Below are 19,170 nucleotides of genomic sequence, written 5' to 3'. Positions count from 1 at the left end.
TTACAATACGCGGTTCGAAAATATCCATGCGACCATCATTTATTCATAATACACAACGTATAAGACACAAAATATGTTTGAAATTAATCCGGTAAAAAATCACATTCAGGACCTGTCTGAGCGGACAGCAGTTCTGAGGGGGTATCTTTGACTATGATGCCAAGAAAGAGCGCTTAGAAGAAGTCAATGCTGAACTCGAACAGCCTGATGTCTGGAATGAACCGGAGCGGGCACAGGCGTTGGGTAAAGAGCGTTCGTCACTTGAAATCATCGTGGAAACAATTGATCAGCTCGTTCAGGGATTGGAAGATGTGAACGGCCTGCTGGAATTGGCAGTTGAAGCTGATGACGAAGAAACCTTCAATGAAGCAGTCGCTGAATTGGAACAATTAGAAGAGAAACTGGGTCAACTTGAATTCCGTCGCATGTTTTCTGGCGAATATGACAGCGCAAACTGCTATTTGGATCTTCAGGCGGGTTCAGGTGGAACAGAAGCTCAGGATTGGGCCAGCATGTTGATGCGCATGTACCTGCGTTGGGCTGAATCCAAGGGCTTCAAGACTGAAATTATTGAAGAGTCTGATGGTGACGTTGCTGGTTTGAAATCTGCAACCATCAAGATCATTGGCGAATATGCTTACGGTTGGCTGCGCACAGAAACGGGCGTTCATCGCTTGGTACGTAAAAGCCCCTTCGATTCAGGTGGTCGTCGCCATACATCATTCAGCTCTGCTTTTATCTACCCAGAAGTGGATGATGATATTGATATCGAAATCAATCCGGCTGATTTACGCATTGATGTATACCGAGCCTCTGGTGCTGGTGGTCAGCACGTTAACAAAACTGAATCTGCTGTACGTATCACCCACGTACCGACGGGTGTTGTAACTCAATGCCAGACCGACCGTTCTCAGCATAAAAACAAAGACCAGGCGATGAAACAGTTGAAAGCGAAACTGTACGAACTGGAAATGCAGAAGAAGAATGCAGATAAACAAGCAATGGAAGAGAACAAATCGGATATCGGTTGGGGCAGCCAGATCCGCTCTTACGTTTTGGATGATTCCCGTATTAAAGATTTGCGTACCGGTGTAGAAACCCGTAATACACAATCTGTGCTGGATGGGGATTTGGACAAATTCATTGAAGCAAGCTTAAAAGCTGGCCTATGAGGAACTAAAATGTCACAACAACAGCAGGGAGCTGAACAGGCTCCTGATTTAAATAATGAACTGAAAACCCGCCGTGAAAAATTGGCTGCTCTGCGCAGCAACGGCATTGCTTTCCCGAGTGATTTTCGTCGCGAAAACATTTCCGAAGATCTGCATGCAAAATATGATGACAAGACTAAGGAAGAACTGGAAGAGCTGGACATCGAAGTGACCATTGCTGGTCGTATGATGACACGTCGCATCATGGGCAAGGCATCTTTTGCAACCCTACAAGATATGGGTGGTCGCATTCAGATCTACGTTTCCCGTGATGATCTGCCGGAAGGCATTTACAATACTCAGTTCAAGAAATGGGATTTGGGTGACATTTTAGGCGCACGCGGTAAGCTGTTCAAAACTCAAACGGGTGAGCTTTCCATTCACTGTACTGAGCTGCGTTTGTTGACTAAAGCACTGCGTCCACTGCCGGATAAATTCCACGGTTTAGCAGATCAGGAAACCCGTTACCGTCAGCGTTATTTGGATCTGATTGCGAACGATGAATCACGCAAGACATTCCAGATCCGCTCCCGCGTAATGTCTGCATTACGTAGTTTCATGATCAAAAAAGACTTCATGGAAGTTGAAACACCAATGATGCAGGCGATCCCTGGTGGTGCAAGTGCGCGTCCATTCATCACGCACCATAACGCGCTGGATATCGACATGTACCTGCGCATAGCACCGGAATTGTACCTGAAACGTTTAGTGGTAGGTGGTTTTGAGCGCGTTTTCGAAATCAACCGCAACTTCCGTAACGAAGGTGTTTCTCCGCGCCATAACCCAGAGTTCACCATGATGGAACTCTACATGGCTTATGCAGATTACCAAGATCTGATCGTATTGACCGAAGATCTGTTCCGTACTTTGACTCAAGACGTACTGGGTACAACATTAGTGCAATACGGCGAACAAGAGTTCGATTTCGGTAAGCCTTTTGTCAAGATGACCATGAAAGAAGCGATTTGCAAATATCGTCCAGAAACCAACATCGCAGATCTGGAAGATATGGATAAAGCGGTTGCTATCGCGAAATCTTTAGGGATCGACATTGAAAAGGGCTGGGGCTTGGGTCGCATCCAGTGTGAAATTTTTGAAGAAACCGCTGAAAGCCACTTGATTCAGCCGACATTCATTACGGAATATCCGGCAGAAGTTTCTCCGTTGGCGCGTCGTAACGATGACAATCCGTTCATTACTGATCGTTTTGAATTCTTCATTGGCGGCCGTGAAATTGGTAACGGCTTCTCGGAGCTGAACGACGCGGAAGATCAGGCAGAACGTTTCGCAGAGCAAGTTCGCCAGAAAGATGAAGGTGATGACGAAGCGATGTTTTATGATGAAGACTACGTGACTGCGCTGGAGCACGGCCTGCCACCAACAGCAGGTTTGGGGATTGGTATCGACCGTATGGTGATGTTATTCACTAACAGCCACACCATCCGTGACGTTATTCTGTTCCCAGCAATGCGTCCGAATAAATAATCATTTTTGATTAAAACCAGTTAAACGCCCTGTCCGGTTAACCGGACAGGGCGTTTTTCATTCCAAATATATCAATATATTACAGGATGAACAGTTTTCAGGAGAATTCTCTAATAGCGAGAAGATAAGCGTAGCACGGCAGCGTGATTTTTATTCACTATTGAATTCATAAATAATTCTGTTACATCTTTTCTCATAAATTTACCTAAAGCATGTAATTATCGTTAATAAAACAAGAAGGTTTTAGCAGATGCCGATTATCAGATGTAATAAAGTTATATAGCTCAGGTGATTTCAATAGAAAAACTAGGATGGTATGATTTATGTCACACACAATTTATTTATCGTTAAAAGGTAAAAAGCAAAGTTTAATTTATGCTGGATGTTTAACCCCAGAATCTGCTGGGATAAATGGAATATAACAGATATGGTGAAAAAAATTATGCTATTGGTTTTTGCTGCTTTTTTCGGTGCGGGTATCGTAATGCTAATCCAATGGATGCATCCCCAAAAAATGACCCTTACTTTTTTTAAATCCGAAATCAACATCATATCAACCAATTGAAATCCCTATTAAACTTTATGAGAAAGGGGAAAATATAGAGTTAATATTTTGGAATGTTCCTCAACTTCAACCTAAAATTTTATATCTTTTCCCTGGTCATACTCCTGAACCTAGAGTTATGTTAAAAATAAAAAGGCATAAAGAAGGTGAGCTAACTTATTATACCCCTGATTTATTCAAGAATGATGGCCCATTAGCTAAACCCAAAGATGCTCCTATGTTATCTATAAAATTACATAGAATTAATGAGGATTTCACTGAAACATTAGTGTTTAAAAAAACATACTCTGAACCTGACTCCATTGCAGGTACTGCTGATGGAATTTTATGGGACGACATAATGAAATACTACAAAATATTTAGCGCTGAAAAAATGCGTTCTGGCGGTAAGACAGATACGGCGGGAAGCAGTCACGTAATCTCAGATAAAAAAATGACTGTCACAATAACAATACCCGGATAACGGTCAAAGCCTTGTATTAATCTCAATTTTATAATTTAATTTTATCTAAATAAGATTGCTTTGTTAATGCAATTACGTTTAGTGATGAAGGATCTAAGTACCCTAATTTTTCAAAGAATTTTATTGCATGATCCCGCATCGCAATTAAAAATTCATTTTTATCGATAGAGCTTTTAACCTCTGAGCAGAAAGGACGGCGAACACTTACACATACTCTTTTGTGCCCTTTTAACGGAATGAATTTCACTTCTATTGGTTGATCAGGGAAAGTACTTTCAAATTCTTTATTTTCATAGATTAATGATAATCCCTCCGAGAAATAACCCCAAATTTGATCTATGTAATCCCACATTACTTTAGTGATTAGAGGTTTGCCATTGATAGTTAATTCCAATGCACCTTCTAAATAATCAGGGTCTTTTATATTACCTTCATATTGAAAAAAATCAATAAACTCATCTCCAATTTTAATATACGAATTGATACTTATATTTGTATTTGTCATTTTTACTTTGATCCTAGTCTAACTTCGGGTAAAACTGGCCTACTCTTCCTTTTTTGAATCCTACAGTATACCAATGCCACTTATATTTTCCGTTAATTTTGAAGAACAAAATTCTTTTTTTTATTAAAACAGCCCTGTTTTTCTGCATTATACTCTCAATGGCGTTAACAATCTCGTTTACTGTCATTTTACTAGAAAAAAACTTTGTGTATCTTTAATTGAGCCATCCCAGAAACAAGGGTGATGCCGTTCAAGGATGTGTTTCAGTCCTTTTCTATCTAATTTAAAAGTCTGATTTCCAAAATGATAAATTTTCCCTTGAAATGATCTAAGTTGATTAACAACACGATGTTTACACACTTTCTTATCAGGAACGTCCATTGAATTCGCATGAGACAGTGAACCGAATGCCACACAAAAAATCGTCAAAATGACGACGAATAACTTTTTCATCATTGTTTCCTATCTTAAAATAAAAGGTTTCCCATGCCATTTTGACATGAGGTATTTGCTATTATGGGATATTATGAACATACCGTATGCATAGATGTAAAGAATATAAAATCTAACTCATTCGATTAAATAACTGAAATAGATTTCATAGATTGGTTTTTAAATAATTAACTGAATTTAATTTATAATAAATTAATGATTAACTGATCTAAAATACAAACATTATGATTTGTAATAATTTTAATTTAATGAATAAATAAATAAATTTTGTAGGCGGACAAAATAATTGTTATCAACTCGACTGCTTACCCAAACCAAGAAGTGAATTATGCGGCAGGAAAGCCATGTGCTACATGCCCCCTCCACATGCAAGACCTGAGTTTGTAGAAAACTTAATAAGATCTTTAGGTAAAAGATATACCGTCACCATCTATGCTGCTCATCCCGGAACTCCTCTTAATGAGGATAATGGAGAACCCAAATTTAAGAATGGAGAACGTGTGACATCATTTGCAGGGCATATGTGGTATGAAATCTCAGATGGAAAATCTGGTCATGTATTGAATGGTTAGTTATTGTGATATGCTCTAACTTTTTAAGGGTGGAGTATGGCTAAAGTTGACGTTTATTGTCGTTATTGTCACACATCAGAACAGGTCAAAGGACATGGAAAAGGAAATGGCGGCCATCGCTGTTATGCTTGCTGTAAGGTCTTTCAGTTGGAATACACCTATCAAGCCTGTAAACCCGGTGTTAAAGAACAGATTATCAATATGGCAATGAATAACGGAGGGATCTGCGACACCGCCCGTGTCCTGAAAGTGGCCACAAGTACCGTCATGACAACGCTAAAAACTTACCCCCCGAAACGTGACGACGCTTCCTCTTGACGGGGATAACATTCAGCTTATCTGTGAAATGGATGAGCAATGGTCGTTTGTGGGGAACAAGAAAAATCAACGCAGGCTCTGGTATGCTTGGGAACCCCGTCTGAAACGAATAGTGGCGCCTGTTTTTGGGGATCGCAGCCGGAAAACATTAGACAAACTGCTTACCCTTTTATCGCCCTTTAATATCCGGTTTTATTGTACGGATGATTATGCTGTGTATGACAGCCTCCCAGAAGAAGAACACCTGACAGGGAAGGCATTCACCCAACGTTTAGAAAGAAACAATTTAACGCATCGAATCCGGATAAAAAGACTGAATCGAAAAACGATAGGGTATTCTAAATCAGAGGAAATGCACGATAAAGTGATTGGTACTTTCATTGAGCGTGAGAACTATTTTTAATAAGAGCTCTAACTATTTAATACATAACCCCATGGAGCGTTTACCGACAGAGAGAGCCATTAAAAATACCATAGAAGTATTTAAACAAATAAAACGGAATTAATGTCTGCCATTAATATCCTTAAATAAAAAATGGCGGAATAACAATCAGATTACCGCCCTATAAATTCTAAAAATTATATTAACCCCTAGTGAACTTAGTATTCATGCGGTTTACTCGTAGGATTTTTCCTCACCAGACTCCAGCAGAAAGGAACTCATATTAACGGTTTTAGGCGAACTCATTGCTTATTGCCTTAAAAAGAATAAACCGCCACTGAATATTTTCTATTTGGAAAAGAATTTCTTAGTGACGGCTTAAAAAGGACTCAGATTAAATAATTTTTAAATCTTGAAACCTGCATCTTCAAGTTAATTGGATAGAGTATGTTAATGAATTATCACCTCTTCAAACAACCTTCACTGCCGTCCCTGATACCGTGACCATCAACATGCCGCCATTTTTGCCAACGGTTTCATAGTCAATATCAATACCGACAACCGCATTGGCTCCTAACGCCTGAGCCTGTGCATTCATTTCTGCAAAGGCGATTTCCCGTGCATTTTTTAATTCCTTTTCATAAGCACCAGAACGCCCGCCGACGATATCTCTCACTCCGGCAAAAAAATCCTTAATAATATTGACCCCAAGAATCGTTTCCCCTGTGACGACACCCAGATAATCTGTGATGGTATGGCCTTCTAGTGTGGGTGTTGTTGTATTTTTCATAATCGATCTCCGTTTGATATCACATCACTTTGATTTTTCTTGGCACTTAGGTGGCCTTATTTGCCACCTGAGCTTGATATCTTACCTTGGGATCATTTTAAACACTTTCTCATTTTTCCCAATATATTGGCGGCAAGACGTTGAATACCTGCGAGCATTATCGCTTCAATCAAAGCAATTTCTGCTTCAACCCACTGATATTGCAGATCATCGCTGGCGCTTTGAGCCAGCGCCTCAGACCAATAAGCTGCACTTTGATGTTGAATTTGATGCTCAATACTCCAGATATTTTTTGCTTTGGCTAATTTTGCGGGGGTAATCGCCCCTTGCTGAATCTGCGCCAGAGTCTGGTGGGCGAGTTCGTGAAATTCAGCCGTGCAAGATGGCCGGGTGAAATTTATTGCACCTATCATGTTTGATGCAGTGGCTATTTAACGAAAACGCTGTTGGTCCGTTGCTGGTGATTGCCCGATTCCTGTATGAAACCTATAAAGCTACGACCTACCTACGCACAGATTGCGGTTATCTGCCAACTTCTGTGTTTCGTTTTCTGTTCCATACGTCGGTCGCGAGCCATCATGATATAATCAGCTCAAATATGTCGCTTTTTGCTGGCTGTTTTAATTCTAAATAGATTAATTTTTAGCAAGATGGGGTAAGTAATATGCAACCGCGGGATAACTGCCTGACAGCTATTATCAAATGGGCAGAGAATGCAGACAACGTTCAAGCTCTGATTCAAACGGGTTCTCTGGCCCGAAAAGATAATTCCAGCGATGATCTTTCGGATATTGATATTGAAATTATTACATCCGACCCCGCATTATTGATGAAAGATGAGCAGTGGATGCATCAATTTGGTGAACTTATTACGGTGCTTAGTCTTGATCCAGATGAACATCAGAAATGGGCCACACGTCTAGCTATTTATAATAGCGGCGTAAAAGTCGATTTCACTCTGACTGGTATTGATCGTGTTCGTCATATGGCAGATAGCGGAATGCTTGATGATCTCTATGAACGTGGATATAGAATACTACTCGATAAAACGTCGATTACTCAGGGGATTCCGGCTTCAACATACGGATTTCCAGTGAGACAACTTCCATCACAGAATGAATTCAAAATTTCGGTTGAAGAATTTTGGTTTGAAGCATTCCATATACCTAAGTATTTAGCTCGCGGAGAACTCTGGTTGGTTAAGTTTCGTGACAACACGATGAAAGAATTGTTGATGTGTATGCTGGAATGGCATGCACTTGCTCGAAATAACAAACCAACAGACCTATGGCACAATGGCTTGCATGTAAGAGAATGGGTTGATTCGCAAACCTGGGCTGAATTGCAGAATACTTTCGGACGGTTTGACACATCTGATGCACTACGCGCATTTGAAGCAACGACTCAACTTTATGGGCGTTTGGGGCGGGAGGTTGCCCAATATGCCGGCTTCGATTATCCGCAGGAGTGTGAAACCCGTATAACCGAATTGAATCGGAAGATTTTGTCACAGCATCTGACCTGAGTATTCTCGATATATTTGATTTACTCATCGAACTTACACGTTCGATTATTGAATTAGATAACGCAATCCATTAAAGCGAAAAAGCTATTGGTAAAATCTGAATCTGATGGTCAGGGAATCTCACCCTTGATAAGGGTAACCCACTGGTAGGAATTTTCTGCCAGTGGGGCTGCTATCTCTATTTGGAAAGGCCGTGTTTCCAGATAATGCCTAATAGGTGATCCCTCTCTGCTATTACGGATAAGAGCCGCAGACCGGATTGTGATAAATGATAACGTTAGCCATGATATTTTTACTCATTAAGCTGTGAAAGATAGACGAAGTGCTAGTGCGGCAAGTGTCACGAACAAAACAGGGAATGTCATAATGATGCCGACACGGAAGTAATATCCCCAACTGATATTGATATTCTTTTGTGACAGGACATGAAGCCAGAGTAAGGTAGCAAGACTACCAATCGGGGTGATTTTAGGCCCAAGATCGCAGCCAATGATATTGGCGTAAACCATAGCTTCCTTAATCACACCCTGAGCTGAACTTTCATCAATGGAGAGGGCACCAATAAGCACAGTTGGCATATTGTTCATGATTGAGGACAATATAGCTGTAATAAAACCCGTTCCCAGCGTGGACTCCCACAAACCCTGATTAGCGAATGCACTGAAGATTTGAGCCAGAAACTCTGTTAACCCCGCATTACGGAGACCATATACGACAAGGTACATGCCAAGAGAAAAAATAACAATTTGCCAGGGTGCATTGCGCAGAACCTTTCCGGTATCAATAAATTTCCCTTTTCTGGCAACCAGAAACAGGATTAAAGCGCCAATAGCAGCAATTAGGCTTACTGGGACGCCAATAGGTTCAAGTAGGAAAAAACCAGTCAGCAAAAAGATAAGGATTACCCAGCCAGTGCGAAAAGTTATGGGATCTTTGATAGCATTCCGGGGAATTTTAAGCTTTGCCTGATCGTAAGCTACGGGAATATCTTGACAAAAGAAGAGATACAGCATTAGCAGTGAAGCAAGGGTTGCTACAACATAAACCGGCACCATGACCGAAGCATAGTGATTAAAACCTATGTGAAAAAAGTCAGCAGAAACAATATTAACCAAATTAGAGACGATAAGAGGCAGACTTGCCGAATCGGCTATAAATCCTGCTGCCATCACAAATGCGAGAGTGGTAGCCCGACTGAACCCCAGAGCCAGTAACATGGCGATGACAATTGGTGTGAGGATAAGCGCTGCCCCATCATTTGCGAAAAGGGCTGAGACGACAGCACCCAGCAGAATGATGAAGGTGAACAGTAATCGCCCATTACCCTTTCCCCAGCGTGCAACATGTAAGGCACTCCATTCAAAAAAACCAGACTCATCAAGTAACAGACTGATGATAATAATCGCAATAAAAGCAGCTGTAGCATTCCAGACAATATTCCAGACAATGGGAATATCGTTCAATTGAATGACTCCTGTCAGCAGGGCAAGTATGGCTCCCAGTGATGCGCTCCATCCAATACCTAACCCTCGTGGCTGCCAGATGACCAGAATTATCGTCAGGATAAAGATCGCTCCTGCAAGTAACATGTTATCTCCTGTAGAATATAAATTCTTCTGCTTTAGTTTGATTTTTATATATGAATTAACATATGTGTTTGGGTGGGAATTTTAACGGCAGAGTGCCTTGCCATCAGGCGTACAGTTTGAATCTGCCAGTTTATTTACCAGAGCTTTGATTTCTACTTGTTGGCAGTTCCATGACGCCTCAATAATATTGGCCGCCCACGCAGGAATATGGGGTGATAGACGATAATGAATCCACTTACCTTCGCGACGATCCAGTAACAACCCTGTATCACGCAGTAGTGCGATATGTCGTGAAATTTTGGGCTGAGACGCATTGAGCACGGTACAAATATCGCAGACACACAGTTCACCTGCTTCGCGTAGCAACAATACGATGTTAATACGGGTTTCATCCGCAAGAAGTTTGAAAAGCTGAACGGGGGATAGCACGATTTTATTCTCCACTGATAATTTTATACATATGTTAATTCATATATGATTGAGTTTAAAGTGGCGCTCATAAAATCAATTCAGAGGGGATTTTCGATACTGACATTGCGGGTAAATTGTCCGTCACTGCCGGTGATTCACGATGGATTCATGAAAAGGATAGCCTTAATGCGGTCGTGTATTCGTCCATCACGCGTCGTATTATGCATTAATTCAAGGGATTGTTTTTGTGTTGGCGTCAGATGAATTTTCATGGAGGCTAGTAGATCGGGTTTGCATGAAAACTCAGGCATCTTCAATGACGATAGGTATATAACGGGTTATTACAGCCAGCTTCGCTGGGCAAATAAATTGTAGCGGTGTCAGTGGCACCGCTACAATTTGTACAGAACTTATTATTTATTGTCTGCTGCGATACGATCACGAACGTGTTGAGCGCGTTCCTGTGAAGGCGGGTGTGAATTAAACATGCTGGTTTCACCACTGCCCAGTTTAGCCAGTTTCTCGAAGCTGGTTGCTAAACCTTCAGTTTTGATACTGCGTTTTTTCAGCAGATCATAAGAGAAGTCATCAGCCTGACTTTCCTGATGCTGTGAGAACTGCGAGTTGATCAGTTTTTCACCCAGTGCTGCAAGCTGAGAATCGCTTAGCTGTGCTGCTATACCACCGGCTGATGCGGCGGCGGTACGTGCAGCAACTGTAGCATAAGCAACCTGCATTGCTTTACGGGTGTGGCCCAGTGCAACGTGACCCATTTCATGACCCAGAACGCCTTCGACTTCATTGTCGTTCATCATGTTCATCAGGCCGCTGTATACACGCACACAACCGTTAGCCATTGCCCATGCGTTCACATCATCAGTCAGATAAACTTTATAGTTAACCGGCGTACCGTTAACTTCGCTACCTAATGCTTTGGCGATTTTGTTCAGACGTTTAGTGTATTGGCTGGATGCCGGTGCAATTTTATTCTGTGCATCCATATCCTTACATGCTTGGTCAGATAACTGTTTGACATCAGAGTCACTTAGCGTCGCCGCCTGAAATAATTGCATTCCTGAGTTAGCCAACATTCCCTGATCAATATTCTTACAACCTGTCAGAATTACAGCAGAAACTGCCACTGCAACAAGAGCTTTAATTTTCATAATATTGTTTTTTCCTTTGCAATATATGCAACTATAATATTTTAAGAGCATTAAAAGACTATGAATTTTGCTGAAAATAACAATAGGAATAAACCCCAATATTTATGATTATGTGAATTTGATAACACTTTAAACAAAATAATCAAATCATCAGCAGAATAATTTAGCTTAAATTTACTTAGCCAAATAACTTTACATCTATTTAAATAAGTTCTCAAAATGCTAGATCACTTTCTTACTCCTCGCATCGCGAGGAGTAAGAGAGCTACAAAAGCTAAATGTATCACTATTATGAAAAGGCATTTATTTCCTATATTAGGAAGACCCTGTACGTAATTCTGTTTATTTGTTTTATGGATGATATTATCCTCAGTATTTTTCAGGTTGTCGCTTTGTTGGTTGTGTTCACAGGGCTAACGCATGAATTTTTTTCATCAGTTGCGATGAAAAGTTAGCCTCTTAGCTGGCTTTTAACTTATTCAATTAATTGAATGGACTAATTGATTGGATAGACAGCGGCACCGAATAAAATAGGTGCCGCTATGACGGTATATGTTAAGTGATATTCATGATGTTACTTGTACTGCTCAGGCTCTTCGCTCCAGTTATCATTTTCTGAACTGTCGTTTTGACTTGGTATCCTTTTGTCCTCGCTGGCCCATTCACCCAAATCGATTAATTGGCAACGTTTACTGCAAAATGGGCGATAAGGGCTAATTTCTCCCCATATTAATGTGTTGCCACACGTTGGACATTCGACAGTCAATACTTTAGACATATTACTTTTCTCCTGCTTAATTTGAAGGTCATACCCTCCATTCTTCACGCCGTGCTTTACTTGAAATTCATTGGGCATATGTTAGCAGCACGCCAATTCAAATGATAAATGAGTAGGCATAACACCATGCTCATTATCCATTGGTAAGAAACGGATAGCAAAGCGCGTCTTGTAGCCGGAGACTTGTGGGTAAACTAATGAATTTGGCATAACGTCCAATTTTAATCTCAGCAAATCGGCTTCATCTGCGTTCCCTTGATAAAACCCATTATGGCTGTCTTTAGGAGTGAAAATGGCGGACTGGCGTATGAGACCCAGAATGCTTTCCAAGGCTTGTTGTAATGGTCGAAGGCTATCTAGCCAGATTTTGACGGATTCATCCCTGACAGATTGTGGTAAATGCAGCCACAGATGCAATGTTGGTAAGTCAAAGCTACAACATCCCCCGGGGATATTGAGCCGTTGACGTACCATGCTGATAATACGATCTTCTTTAATATGTTGGCTAAGCCGAGGGGCTTGGTTCAAGGCAATACTGCGTTCTTTAAGTTGCTCTGACAAACTATGGATCATAATTGTGTCGGCATTTGGAGCACCGAGCCATTGTTTTAATTTTGCTTGCTGGCGATCTAGCTCTTTCAATAGTTCAGAACGGACTTCACCGCGTTCTAGAATCTCAATTAATTCGGCAATTGTACGGAAAAACGAGAGGCTACTCGCTTGAGAATCCAGATAACGTTGTTTTTCCAACTGTTGCAGTGAAGACTCAATCCTCAACCATGAACGCATTTTTTCATTGAGTGGATGTTCAAAAATAATAGTAGAGGTTGCGTCACTCATTACGGTTTTCCTGTCTGACTGATTCTGCTTGTTTTAAATACTGTTGATGTAATTCGACCACACGAGAGGCAATATCCTGTTCGCTGTTGTGGTTAAAAATGACATCATCTGCCTTTTCCAGTCTGCCCTGACGGCTGGCTTGTGCAGCCAGAATATTTTCTACTTGCTCACGGCTCACTCCATCACGAGCCATTGTTCGGCTAATTTGTATTTCAGCTGGAACATCAACAACTAAGACACGATCTGCCAAATGCATTAAATTATTTTCAATTAGCAGAGGAACTACCCAAATGGCATAGGGAGTTATCAATTGGTTTAATTGCCGCTGTGTTTCCACTTGTATCAATGGATGCAAAAGTGCATTGAGCCACTTTTTCTTTTCTGGGGCAGCAAAAATTTTTTGACGCAGCATCAAGCGGTTAAGGCTGCCATCGGGCAATAATATATCGGCCCCAAAATGCTCTGTGATTGCTTGTAATGCAGTAGTGCAAGGAGCGACCACTTCTCTGGCGATAATATCTGCATCAACAATCGGGACACCAAGGGATGAAAATACATTAGAGATAGTCGTTTTACCGCTACCAATTCCACCTGTAAGCGCAACAATATAAGTCATTCTATCCCTTTAAATATATCTGATAGCATAATTAAATTGTAACTCAAGGGAAGCTGATGAGCTATAAACAAACACATACAATTCCTGATTTTGCGACCTTGAGAAAAGGTAATGAAATATGTAAGTATGTTGTTATGTTAATATTGCACCTAATTGAAAAATAGGCAAATACATAGCCAGCAATAATAAACCGACGATCAATGCCATTATCAGCATCAACAAAGGCTCCAATAATTGAACCAAACTATCAGCAAGATTGATTGACTTTTCTTGATACCATTCTGCAAGATTGCATAAAAATAATTCTAACTCTCCTGACTCTTCACCTATTGTGACAAATTGTTGACATAGAGAAGGGAAATGTGGCGTTTGTTTTAATGCATCACTCATTGGAATACCTTGTTGAATTTGCCTGTACAGGCTTTTTACTCCGGCAATAAAAACAGGGTGTTGGGTTGCACTCATTGCACATTCAAGCCCTGTCATTAGTGTCAATCCAGCTTTTTGTGTCATGAACAGGATATGAAATATTTGATTAGTCTGTTGGTAAATGGTGAGCTGTTTAAAAATAGGGAGCCTCATAAAGAACATTTTTTCCTTTGCTTTAAAAATTGGAAAACGATGTCGTAACCATAGATAACTAATTAACAATATAAATATTATTATCATTAACAATACGCCATGATGGATCAATAAATCAGAGCCTGATAGAACCCATTGTGTTAACAGAGGCAAGTTGGCATTTAGCGAGAAATAAACTTGCCGAAATTCTGGTAGAACAAAAATCAACATTAGAGTAATAACTAAAAAGCTTACAAAAGCGACAATTAAGGGATATTGATAAGCTTTTTGAACTTTCTTCTTCAACTTATTCTGCTGTTCCAACCGATTAATGATTAATTGGCAGCAATTTTCAAGCTGACCGGTTTGTTCTCCTACTGCGATCATTTGACAAAATAGGGGGGGAAATAGTTTCGGATAATGCTTAAGTGTTGTTGAGAATGATTCCCCCTGACGAATTTTCTGAATTATATCGGTTAGTACACATCGCCAGAGAGCATATTTACATTCTTGCAACAGGATGGTCAGCCCCCTGAGAAGAGGAATACCTGATGCCAGTAATGTGTTTAACTGATGAATAAAGTGCAGGCGATATGCAATTTCCTTTTCACTGTAATAAATAATTTTTTTGCATTTAATGGCATAAGGTTGAAGATCGAGATGGCTGAGATATTGGAATATACTCTTTTTGCTGTGACCAATGCTCTCACCTTTTATGGCATTTCCTTTTTTATTAATGGCTTGCCATTGGTAAATATATTCTATTTTCATACTGTTTCATGGCCTGTAATCTGATAAATCTCTTCAAGGGTGGTTATTCCTTTTTCCACCAATGCAAGCCCTGCTAAAAAAAGAGTTGAATCCTGCTGTGAGGCAAGTAAATGTGAGAAATTGGTGTTGGAATGCTCTGACAGGGCTTGCTGGAGTTCGGGCTTTATTTCGAGAAATTCATAGATGGCGGTTCTGCCATAATAGCCAGAAAAGCAGTGATCACAACCCACTGCATTCCATTTTTTTATAGAAAGCGATTGTTTTATAGAACTGGATTTTACGGTAGTACATTTGGAGGATACGGAAATATTTTCTAAATTATTAGCAATATCAGAATTAGTGATATTAGGTATCACTGTGGAAATGCTGTCTTGTTGTCGGCAATGAGGGCAGAGCTTACGAACCAATCGCTGTGCAATAATCAATTTCACACATGAAGCTGTGGTATAGCCAGAAATTCCCAAATTTTGCAGGCGAGATAATGTATCAATAGTTGAATTGGTATGTAGTGTTGATAAAACTAAGTGACCAGTTTGCGCTGCTTTCATTGATATTTCGGCAGTTTCATTGTCACGGATCTCACCAACCATAATAATATCGGGATCTTGCCGTAGTAACGCCCTCAGAACTTTGGCGAAATCGAGACCAATCTTGTTATTCACAGGCGTTTGATTAATGCCATTTAAAGGGATTTCAACAGGATCCTCGACGCTACAGATATTCTTTTTAGCATGGTTTAAATATTGCAGGCAGCTGTACAGTGTGACGGTTTTTCCGCTGCCTGTTGGGCCTGTTACTAAAATCATCCCTTGTGGCAAATGAAGCTTCTGTTTTAAAAGTTGGAATTGTGATTCAGGCAGGCCTAATTGTTCCAACGATAATTGGTGTATGGTATTTAAAATACGCAGGACTATTTTTTCTCCATGTAAAGTAGGTAATGTTGATATACGTATTGCATAACTGTTTTTATTGTCATTCCAATCAAATTGCCCATCTTGCGGCTGACGTTTTTCAGCAATGTTGAGTTTTGCCATGATCTTTAAACGGGCAGGAATACCCGTATTCATTTGAGGGGGTGGTGTTTGCATGGTATGCAATGCACCATCAACTCGAATACGTATTTGATAGCCACGTTGAAAAGGTTCAAAATGAATATCTGAAGCTCTTTTTTGTATTGAAGTTAAGATTGTCTGATTAATTAATTGAATAACAGGTGTATCTATTTCTTCATCATGGAGATTGTTTGCTTGTATTGCATCATGATGAGCATAGCTGCTATCAAGACGATCTAGACGATACGGTTCCTCTTCATTATTTTCTGAACAGTAATTTTTTACAGATATTAATGAGTTTTCTTGTGTCAGCATGGATTCTATTTTTGCCTGAGGCCAAATATCTATATTAACGATTAAGCCTGAAATAAATCTCAGTGCAGCTATGAAATCCTCATTAGGTGATTGACTACAGGCGATTGTGATCGTATAGGAATCTTTTTTTATAATAATCGCGTGATGTCGTTGACACAGTTCCTTTATTTCTTTTTCCATCAAAAGATACTCCTTATTTATCATTATCCTTATTCCTTTAATATTTCGTTGATTTGATTGTTTTCTTTTTTGAAAGACAATATGTATTCTCTTTCTAATTATTTTTGTTACTTTTTTAGCTGCATTTGTTTGATTGATTTTCTTCTTTTATCTTGTATTTAAAGCTTGTTGGAGTGAAAGGAGATGTTTAAAACTTTAAGGTTTCCTGACATTTTAGTTTTAACGATTCATCTTTAGATTCACAAATCGTTTTCCACTGAGTAAGGCCACTCTTAGTATCTCGAATGGGTTTTAGAGTGGCATGAAGTCCACTGAGATTTTGTTGGCCTAGTATGCTTATTTCCCCCTCTTTTACTGAAAGAGTGCTGATATAGCGGCTATTGTGGCCTGATGGGATGGAAGGATGATCAGAGTGGCAATCTTTGTAATTTTCAGATTCAAAGCGACAAAGTTCCACACCGGATTTATAGGGCACAATAGCTTGTAGCATATCGGTTAACGCTGCTTTTTGGATATATCCCTGATAACTGGGAATAGCAATTGCGCCAAGAATAGACACGATAGCCATAACAACCATCACTTCAATTAATGTAAATCCTTGTTGTTTCATTTTTCCTCCTTTGTGCGTATTTGGGCAGCTTATTATGTTCGATAGCAGATAGATGCCGGTGCCAATAAGCATGAAGAAAAAGAAGAAAAATAAAATATCGTTAGTAAAATTTATGAAGTTGGCTCGAAAAAATAACTTTATATTACATTTTCTTGCAAAAATTTTTCGAGGCCGCTCGTAAATAAAAAAACGCCAGAAATATTAGCGGATGGAAGGTGCTAACATGCTCACCTGTTACACTTTAAACAGCAGCATGACGCATAGCGAAGGCTCTTGATGTTATTAAATATTTAAGGGGAGAGTAAAAGAATGAAACTGTATGAAGGGTGGATTGCTGGCGCGCGAAAGGTTATTTCACCACATTGTGATTTGCGCCCAGAGGGAGAGACACCATCATTACTGGTCATTCATAACATCAGCTTACCTCCCGGCAAGTTTGGAGGCCCTTATATTGATCAATTATTTATGGGAACACTGGATCCGAAAGATGATCCTTTTTTTGGTGAGATCAAACATTTGTGTGTTTCTGCCCACTGCTTAATCCGGCGTGATGGAGAAATTGTGCAATATGTCCCTTTCAATAAAAGAGCTTGGCATGCTGGCGTTTCCTGCTACTGTGACCGTGATAAGTGCAATGATTTTTCGATAGGCATTGAACTGGAAGGCACAGATTATGAGGAATTTACTGAAATTCAGTACACCAAGTTAGCAGAAGTTACTGAGCTGCTTATTGGTCAATATCCTGATATTCGTGACAATATTACAGGACACAGCGATATCGCTCCGGGTAGGAAAACTGATCCCGGGCCTTATTTTTATTGGGAACACTATCGTCAATTATTGAAGGAGTGAGTTGAATGACTCTCTTTATTCTATTGTTAATACTGGCATGGGAACGTGTTTTTAAGATGGGGGATCACTGGCAACTGGAACGCTACTTAGCCTCATTTTTTGCCAGAGTAAAATCACATTCACTATGGAGTAGTCTGGGCATGACTTTTCTGGTTGCCCTATTAACTTGGATGTTTATTGCTATTTCCAGCTCTGTGGCTTTTGGTATTCCCGCGATTGGGCTGAGTATCATAATCAGTCTGCTATGTATTGGTGCAGGTGGGTTGCGTCATGATTACCGTGGGTATCTTCAGGCCGTGCGTCAAGATGATCCTGAGCAGCAGAATAAATATCTTGCTCGCTTGACAATGATTCAGGGAGCATTGCCTGATACCACAAAAGAAGAGCGGTTGCGTGAGATACAGAATTCATTGATTTGGATAAACTTCCGTTATTATCTCGCCCCAATTTTTTGGTTGGCTGTATTGGGTAAATTTGGGCCTGCCATTTTGATGGGATATGGTTGTCTCAGAGCTTACCAAGGTTGGTTGGCACAACACGCAACGACAGTACAGAGAGCACAATCGGGAGTAGATAGAATATTGCATTGGCTGGATTGGCTTCCTACACGTTTGGCTGGTGTTACCTATGCTTTGCTGGGGCATGGCGAGAAAGCCTTACCAGCCTGGATTGCATCACTTACTGATTTTCGATCATCGCAATATAAGGTAATCAGTCACTTGACACAATTTGCATTAAGTAAAGAGCCTCATCTGAATCCTATAGAAACGCCTGTTGCTGCTGTAACGTTGGCAAAAAAGGCGACTTTTACTATTGTGATTATTGTTGCGTTGTTGACGATCTACGGAGCATTGGTTTAACAATCGAGGGATAGGGGATTGGTGTTAGCAATCATCTGTCTCCTATCTTTTAAACCAAGGATTCGTTGCCTTACCGTTGTGACTTACCGGATTACAGGTCAGTTTGACGAAAGACACTTGCCATAGCGATAAGGATGGGATTGAAAATCCCCTGCTAAGTTAAGAAAATGTAACCAATTGATTTTTTACTTAGTTTGTATGCTCAAACGACTGAATGTACAAAATGATAATTCTTCCGATAATTTCTCCCAAAGGTGGCGAAGGTAAATCCACTCATGCTGCAAACCTGACCGGCTTTTT

21 protein-coding genes and 1 pseudogene are annotated in these 19,170 nt (G+C 40.2%); 9 read left to right on the top strand and 13 right to left on the bottom strand.

The window, feature by feature from the left end; genetic code table 11:
* Positions 1-73: 73 nt before the first annotated feature.
* From prfB to PSI14_RS07125, 3 genes are all read left to right on the top strand, one after another.
* Positions 74-1,172, top strand: a protein-coding gene (gene prfB, locus PSI14_RS07135; protein ID WP_273553521.1) for a peptide chain release factor 2 whose coding sequence is annotated in 2 segments (ribosomal slippage) — positions 74-148 and positions 150-1,172 — 1,098 coding nt in all. Because the reading frame shifts where the segments join, the coding sequence is not laid out codon by codon here.
* 9 nt (positions 1,173-1,181) lie between these two features.
* Positions 1,182-2,696 (top strand): lysine--tRNA ligase, encoded by a 1,515-nt coding sequence (gene lysS, locus PSI14_RS07130; RefSeq protein ID WP_273575239.1) that lies wholly within the window; start codon positions 1,182-1,184, stop codon positions 2,694-2,696.
* A gap of 683 nt (positions 2,697-3,379) precedes the next feature.
* Complete coding sequence (locus PSI14_RS07125; protein ID WP_273575237.1) at positions 3,380-3,724, top strand: hypothetical protein; 345 nt, start codon at positions 3,380-3,382, stop codon at positions 3,722-3,724.
* Positions 3,725-3,752: 28 nt separating this feature from the next.
* On the opposite strand, the gene PSI14_RS07120 is transcribed toward PSI14_RS07125, so the two are convergent.
* Positions 3,753-4,229, bottom strand: a complete 477-nt coding sequence (locus tag PSI14_RS07120) for a hypothetical protein (RefSeq protein WP_273575235.1) — start codon at positions 4,227-4,229, stop codon at positions 3,753-3,755.
* 183 nt (positions 4,230-4,412) lie between these two features.
* Positions 4,413-4,682: a hypothetical protein gene (locus PSI14_RS07115; RefSeq protein WP_273575234.1), complete on the bottom strand. Its 270-nt coding sequence runs from the start codon at positions 4,680-4,682 to the stop codon at positions 4,413-4,415.
* A gap of 353 nt (positions 4,683-5,035) precedes the next feature.
* On the opposite strand from PSI14_RS07115, the gene PSI14_RS07110 reads away from it, so the two are divergent.
* The 3 genes and pseudogenes from PSI14_RS07110 to PSI14_RS20360 all read left to right on the top strand — a co-directional run.
* Positions 5,036-5,254: a hypothetical protein gene (locus tag PSI14_RS07110; protein ID WP_273575233.1), complete on the top strand. Its 219-nt coding sequence runs from the start codon at positions 5,036-5,038 to the stop codon at positions 5,252-5,254.
* Between the two features lie 36 nt (positions 5,255-5,290).
* Positions 5,291-5,975, top strand: a protein-coding gene (locus tag PSI14_RS07105) for an IS1 family transposase (protein ID WP_273575231.1) whose coding sequence is annotated in 2 segments (ribosomal slippage) — positions 5,291-5,535 and positions 5,534-5,975 — 687 coding nt in all. Because the reading frame shifts where the segments join, the coding sequence is not laid out codon by codon here.
* 244 nt (positions 5,976-6,219) lie between these two features.
* A pseudogene (locus PSI14_RS20360) lies at positions 6,220-6,336 on the top strand (IS982 family transposase); the annotation flags it as partial.
* 87 nt (positions 6,337-6,423) lie between these two features.
* Here the strand turns inward: PSI14_RS20360 and PSI14_RS07095 are convergent.
* The gene (locus tag PSI14_RS07095) at positions 6,424-6,744 is read right to left on the bottom strand and encodes a heavy metal-binding domain-containing protein (protein WP_092517886.1); all 321 of its coding nucleotides are present in this window, start codon (positions 6,742-6,744) and stop codon (positions 6,424-6,426) included.
* A gap of 92 nt (positions 6,745-6,836) precedes the next feature.
* Positions 6,837-7,157 carry a peptidase M16 family protein gene (locus PSI14_RS07090; protein WP_273575230.1) on the bottom strand — a complete coding sequence of 107 codons (321 nt, stop codon included), beginning with the start codon at positions 7,155-7,157 and terminating at the stop codon, positions 6,837-6,839.
* A 251-nt stretch (positions 7,158-7,408) separates the two neighbouring features.
* Here PSI14_RS07090 and PSI14_RS07085 point away from each other — a divergent pair, with 251 nt between their 5' ends.
* Entirely contained in the window at positions 7,409-8,269 is an 861-nt protein-coding gene (locus PSI14_RS07085) for an aminoglycoside 6-adenylyltransferase (protein ID WP_273575229.1), read from the top strand.
* A gap of 299 nt (positions 8,270-8,568) precedes the next feature.
* Here PSI14_RS07085 and PSI14_RS07080 read toward each other — a convergent pair whose 3' ends face one another.
* The 9 genes from PSI14_RS07080 to ppdD all read right to left on the bottom strand — a co-directional run bounded on the left by PSI14_RS07080 (position 8,569) and on the right by ppdD (position 17,158).
* Positions 8,569-9,858 (bottom strand): arsenic transporter, encoded by a 1,290-nt coding sequence (locus PSI14_RS07080; RefSeq protein ID WP_273575228.1) that lies wholly within the window; start codon positions 9,856-9,858, stop codon positions 8,569-8,571.
* An 81-nt stretch (positions 9,859-9,939) separates the two neighbouring features.
* Complete coding sequence (locus PSI14_RS07075) at positions 9,940-10,290, bottom strand: transcriptional regulator (protein WP_273575382.1); 351 nt, start codon at positions 10,288-10,290, stop codon at positions 9,940-9,942.
* 392 nt (positions 10,291-10,682) lie between these two features.
* Complete coding sequence (gene loiP / locus PSI14_RS07070; protein WP_273575227.1) at positions 10,683-11,435, bottom strand: metalloprotease LoiP; 753 nt, start codon at positions 11,433-11,435, stop codon at positions 10,683-10,685.
* Positions 11,436-12,009: 574 nt separating this feature from the next.
* Complete coding sequence (yacG, locus tag PSI14_RS07065; protein WP_273575226.1) at positions 12,010-12,213, bottom strand: DNA gyrase inhibitor YacG; 204 nt, start codon at positions 12,211-12,213, stop codon at positions 12,010-12,012.
* A gap of 81 nt (positions 12,214-12,294) precedes the next feature.
* Positions 12,295-13,053 (bottom strand): cell division protein ZapD, encoded by a 759-nt coding sequence (gene zapD, locus PSI14_RS07060; protein WP_273575225.1) that lies wholly within the window; start codon positions 13,051-13,053, stop codon positions 12,295-12,297.
* Positions 13,046-13,669 (bottom strand): dephospho-CoA kinase, encoded by a 624-nt coding sequence (coaE, locus tag PSI14_RS07055; protein ID WP_273575224.1) that lies wholly within the window; start codon positions 13,667-13,669, stop codon positions 13,046-13,048. The genes zapD and coaE overlap by 8 nt, the downstream gene beginning before the upstream one ends.
* A gap of 132 nt (positions 13,670-13,801) precedes the next feature.
* Complete coding sequence (hofC, locus tag PSI14_RS07050; RefSeq protein WP_273575222.1) at positions 13,802-15,001, bottom strand: protein transport protein HofC; 1,200 nt, start codon at positions 14,999-15,001, stop codon at positions 13,802-13,804.
* A complete protein-coding gene (gspE, locus tag PSI14_RS07045; RefSeq protein WP_273575221.1) occupies positions 14,998-16,572 on the bottom strand; it encodes a type II secretion system protein GspE in 1,575 nt (524 codons plus the stop codon). The genes hofC and gspE overlap by 4 nt, the downstream gene beginning before the upstream one ends.
* Positions 16,573-16,735: 163 nt before the next feature.
* Complete coding sequence (gene ppdD, locus PSI14_RS07040; RefSeq protein WP_273575220.1) at positions 16,736-17,158, bottom strand: prepilin peptidase-dependent pilin; 423 nt, start codon at positions 17,156-17,158, stop codon at positions 16,736-16,738.
* Between the two features lie 309 nt (positions 17,159-17,467).
* Here ppdD and ampD point away from each other — a divergent pair, with 309 nt between their 5' ends.
* Positions 17,468-18,010 carry a 1,6-anhydro-N-acetylmuramyl-L-alanine amidase AmpD gene (gene ampD / locus PSI14_RS07035; RefSeq protein WP_273575219.1) on the top strand — a complete coding sequence of 181 codons (543 nt, stop codon included), beginning with the start codon at positions 17,468-17,470 and terminating at the stop codon, positions 18,008-18,010.
* Between the two features lie 5 nt (positions 18,011-18,015).
* Positions 18,016-18,870, top strand: a complete 855-nt coding sequence (gene ampE / locus PSI14_RS07030) for a beta-lactamase regulator AmpE (protein WP_273575218.1) — start codon at positions 18,016-18,018, stop codon at positions 18,868-18,870.
* The last annotated feature ends 300 nt before the right edge of the window (positions 18,871-19,170 follow it).

This window comes from Xenorhabdus anantnagensis (assembly GCF_028598555.1).
In the GTDB taxonomy this organism is placed as follows: domain Bacteria; phylum Pseudomonadota; class Gammaproteobacteria; order Enterobacterales; family Enterobacteriaceae; genus Xenorhabdus; species Xenorhabdus anantnagensis.
Note: the sequence above shows the minus strand (reverse complement) of the source record. Positions and strands in the feature narration are given on the sequence as shown.

Bases quoted from the DNA above. Each gene is read 5' to 3' on its own strand.
- lysS (WP_273575239.1), top strand. From the start codon at position 1,182: ATGTCACAACAACAGCAGGGAGCTGAACAGGCTCCTGATTTAAATAAT.
- PSI14_RS07125 (WP_273575237.1), top strand. From the start codon at position 3,380: ATGTTAAAAATAAAAAGGCATAAAGAAGGTGAGCTAACTTATTATACC.
- PSI14_RS07120 (WP_273575235.1), bottom strand. From the start codon at position 4,229: ATGACAAATACAAATATAAGTATCAATTCGTATATTAAAATTGGAGAT.
- PSI14_RS07115 (WP_273575234.1), bottom strand. From the start codon at position 4,682: ATGAAAAAGTTATTCGTCGTCATTTTGACGATTTTTTGTGTGGCATTC.
- PSI14_RS07110 (WP_273575233.1), top strand. From the start codon at position 5,036: ATGCCCCCTCCACATGCAAGACCTGAGTTTGTAGAAAACTTAATAAGA.
- PSI14_RS07095 (WP_092517886.1), bottom strand. From the start codon at position 6,744: ATGAAAAATACAACAACACCCACACTAGAAGGCCATACCATCACAGAT.
- PSI14_RS07090 (WP_273575230.1), bottom strand. From the start codon at position 7,157: ATGATAGGTGCAATAAATTTCACCCGGCCATCTTGCACGGCTGAATTT.
- PSI14_RS07085 (WP_273575229.1), top strand. From the start codon at position 7,409: ATGCAACCGCGGGATAACTGCCTGACAGCTATTATCAAATGGGCAGAG.
- PSI14_RS07080 (WP_273575228.1), bottom strand. From the start codon at position 9,858: ATGTTACTTGCAGGAGCGATCTTTATCCTGACGATAATTCTGGTCATC.
- loiP (WP_273575227.1), bottom strand. From the start codon at position 11,435: ATGAAAATTAAAGCTCTTGTTGCAGTGGCAGTTTCTGCTGTAATTCTG.
- yacG (WP_273575226.1), bottom strand. From the start codon at position 12,213: ATGTCTAAAGTATTGACTGTCGAATGTCCAACGTGTGGCAACACATTA.
- zapD (WP_273575225.1), bottom strand. From the start codon at position 13,053: ATGAGTGACGCAACCTCTACTATTATTTTTGAACATCCACTCAATGAA.
- coaE (WP_273575224.1), bottom strand. From the start codon at position 13,669: ATGACTTATATTGTTGCGCTTACAGGTGGAATTGGTAGCGGTAAAACG.
- hofC (WP_273575222.1), bottom strand. From the start codon at position 15,001: ATGAAAATAGAATATATTTACCAATGGCAAGCCATTAATAAAAAAGGA.
- gspE (WP_273575221.1), bottom strand. From the start codon at position 16,572: ATGATAAATAAGGAGTATCTTTTGATGGAAAAAGAAATAAAGGAACTG.
- ppdD (WP_273575220.1), bottom strand. From the start codon at position 17,158: ATGAAACAACAAGGATTTACATTAATTGAAGTGATGGTTGTTATGGCT.
- ampD (WP_273575219.1), top strand. From the start codon at position 17,468: ATGAAACTGTATGAAGGGTGGATTGCTGGCGCGCGAAAGGTTATTTCA.
- ampE (WP_273575218.1), top strand. From the start codon at position 18,016: ATGACTCTCTTTATTCTATTGTTAATACTGGCATGGGAACGTGTTTTT.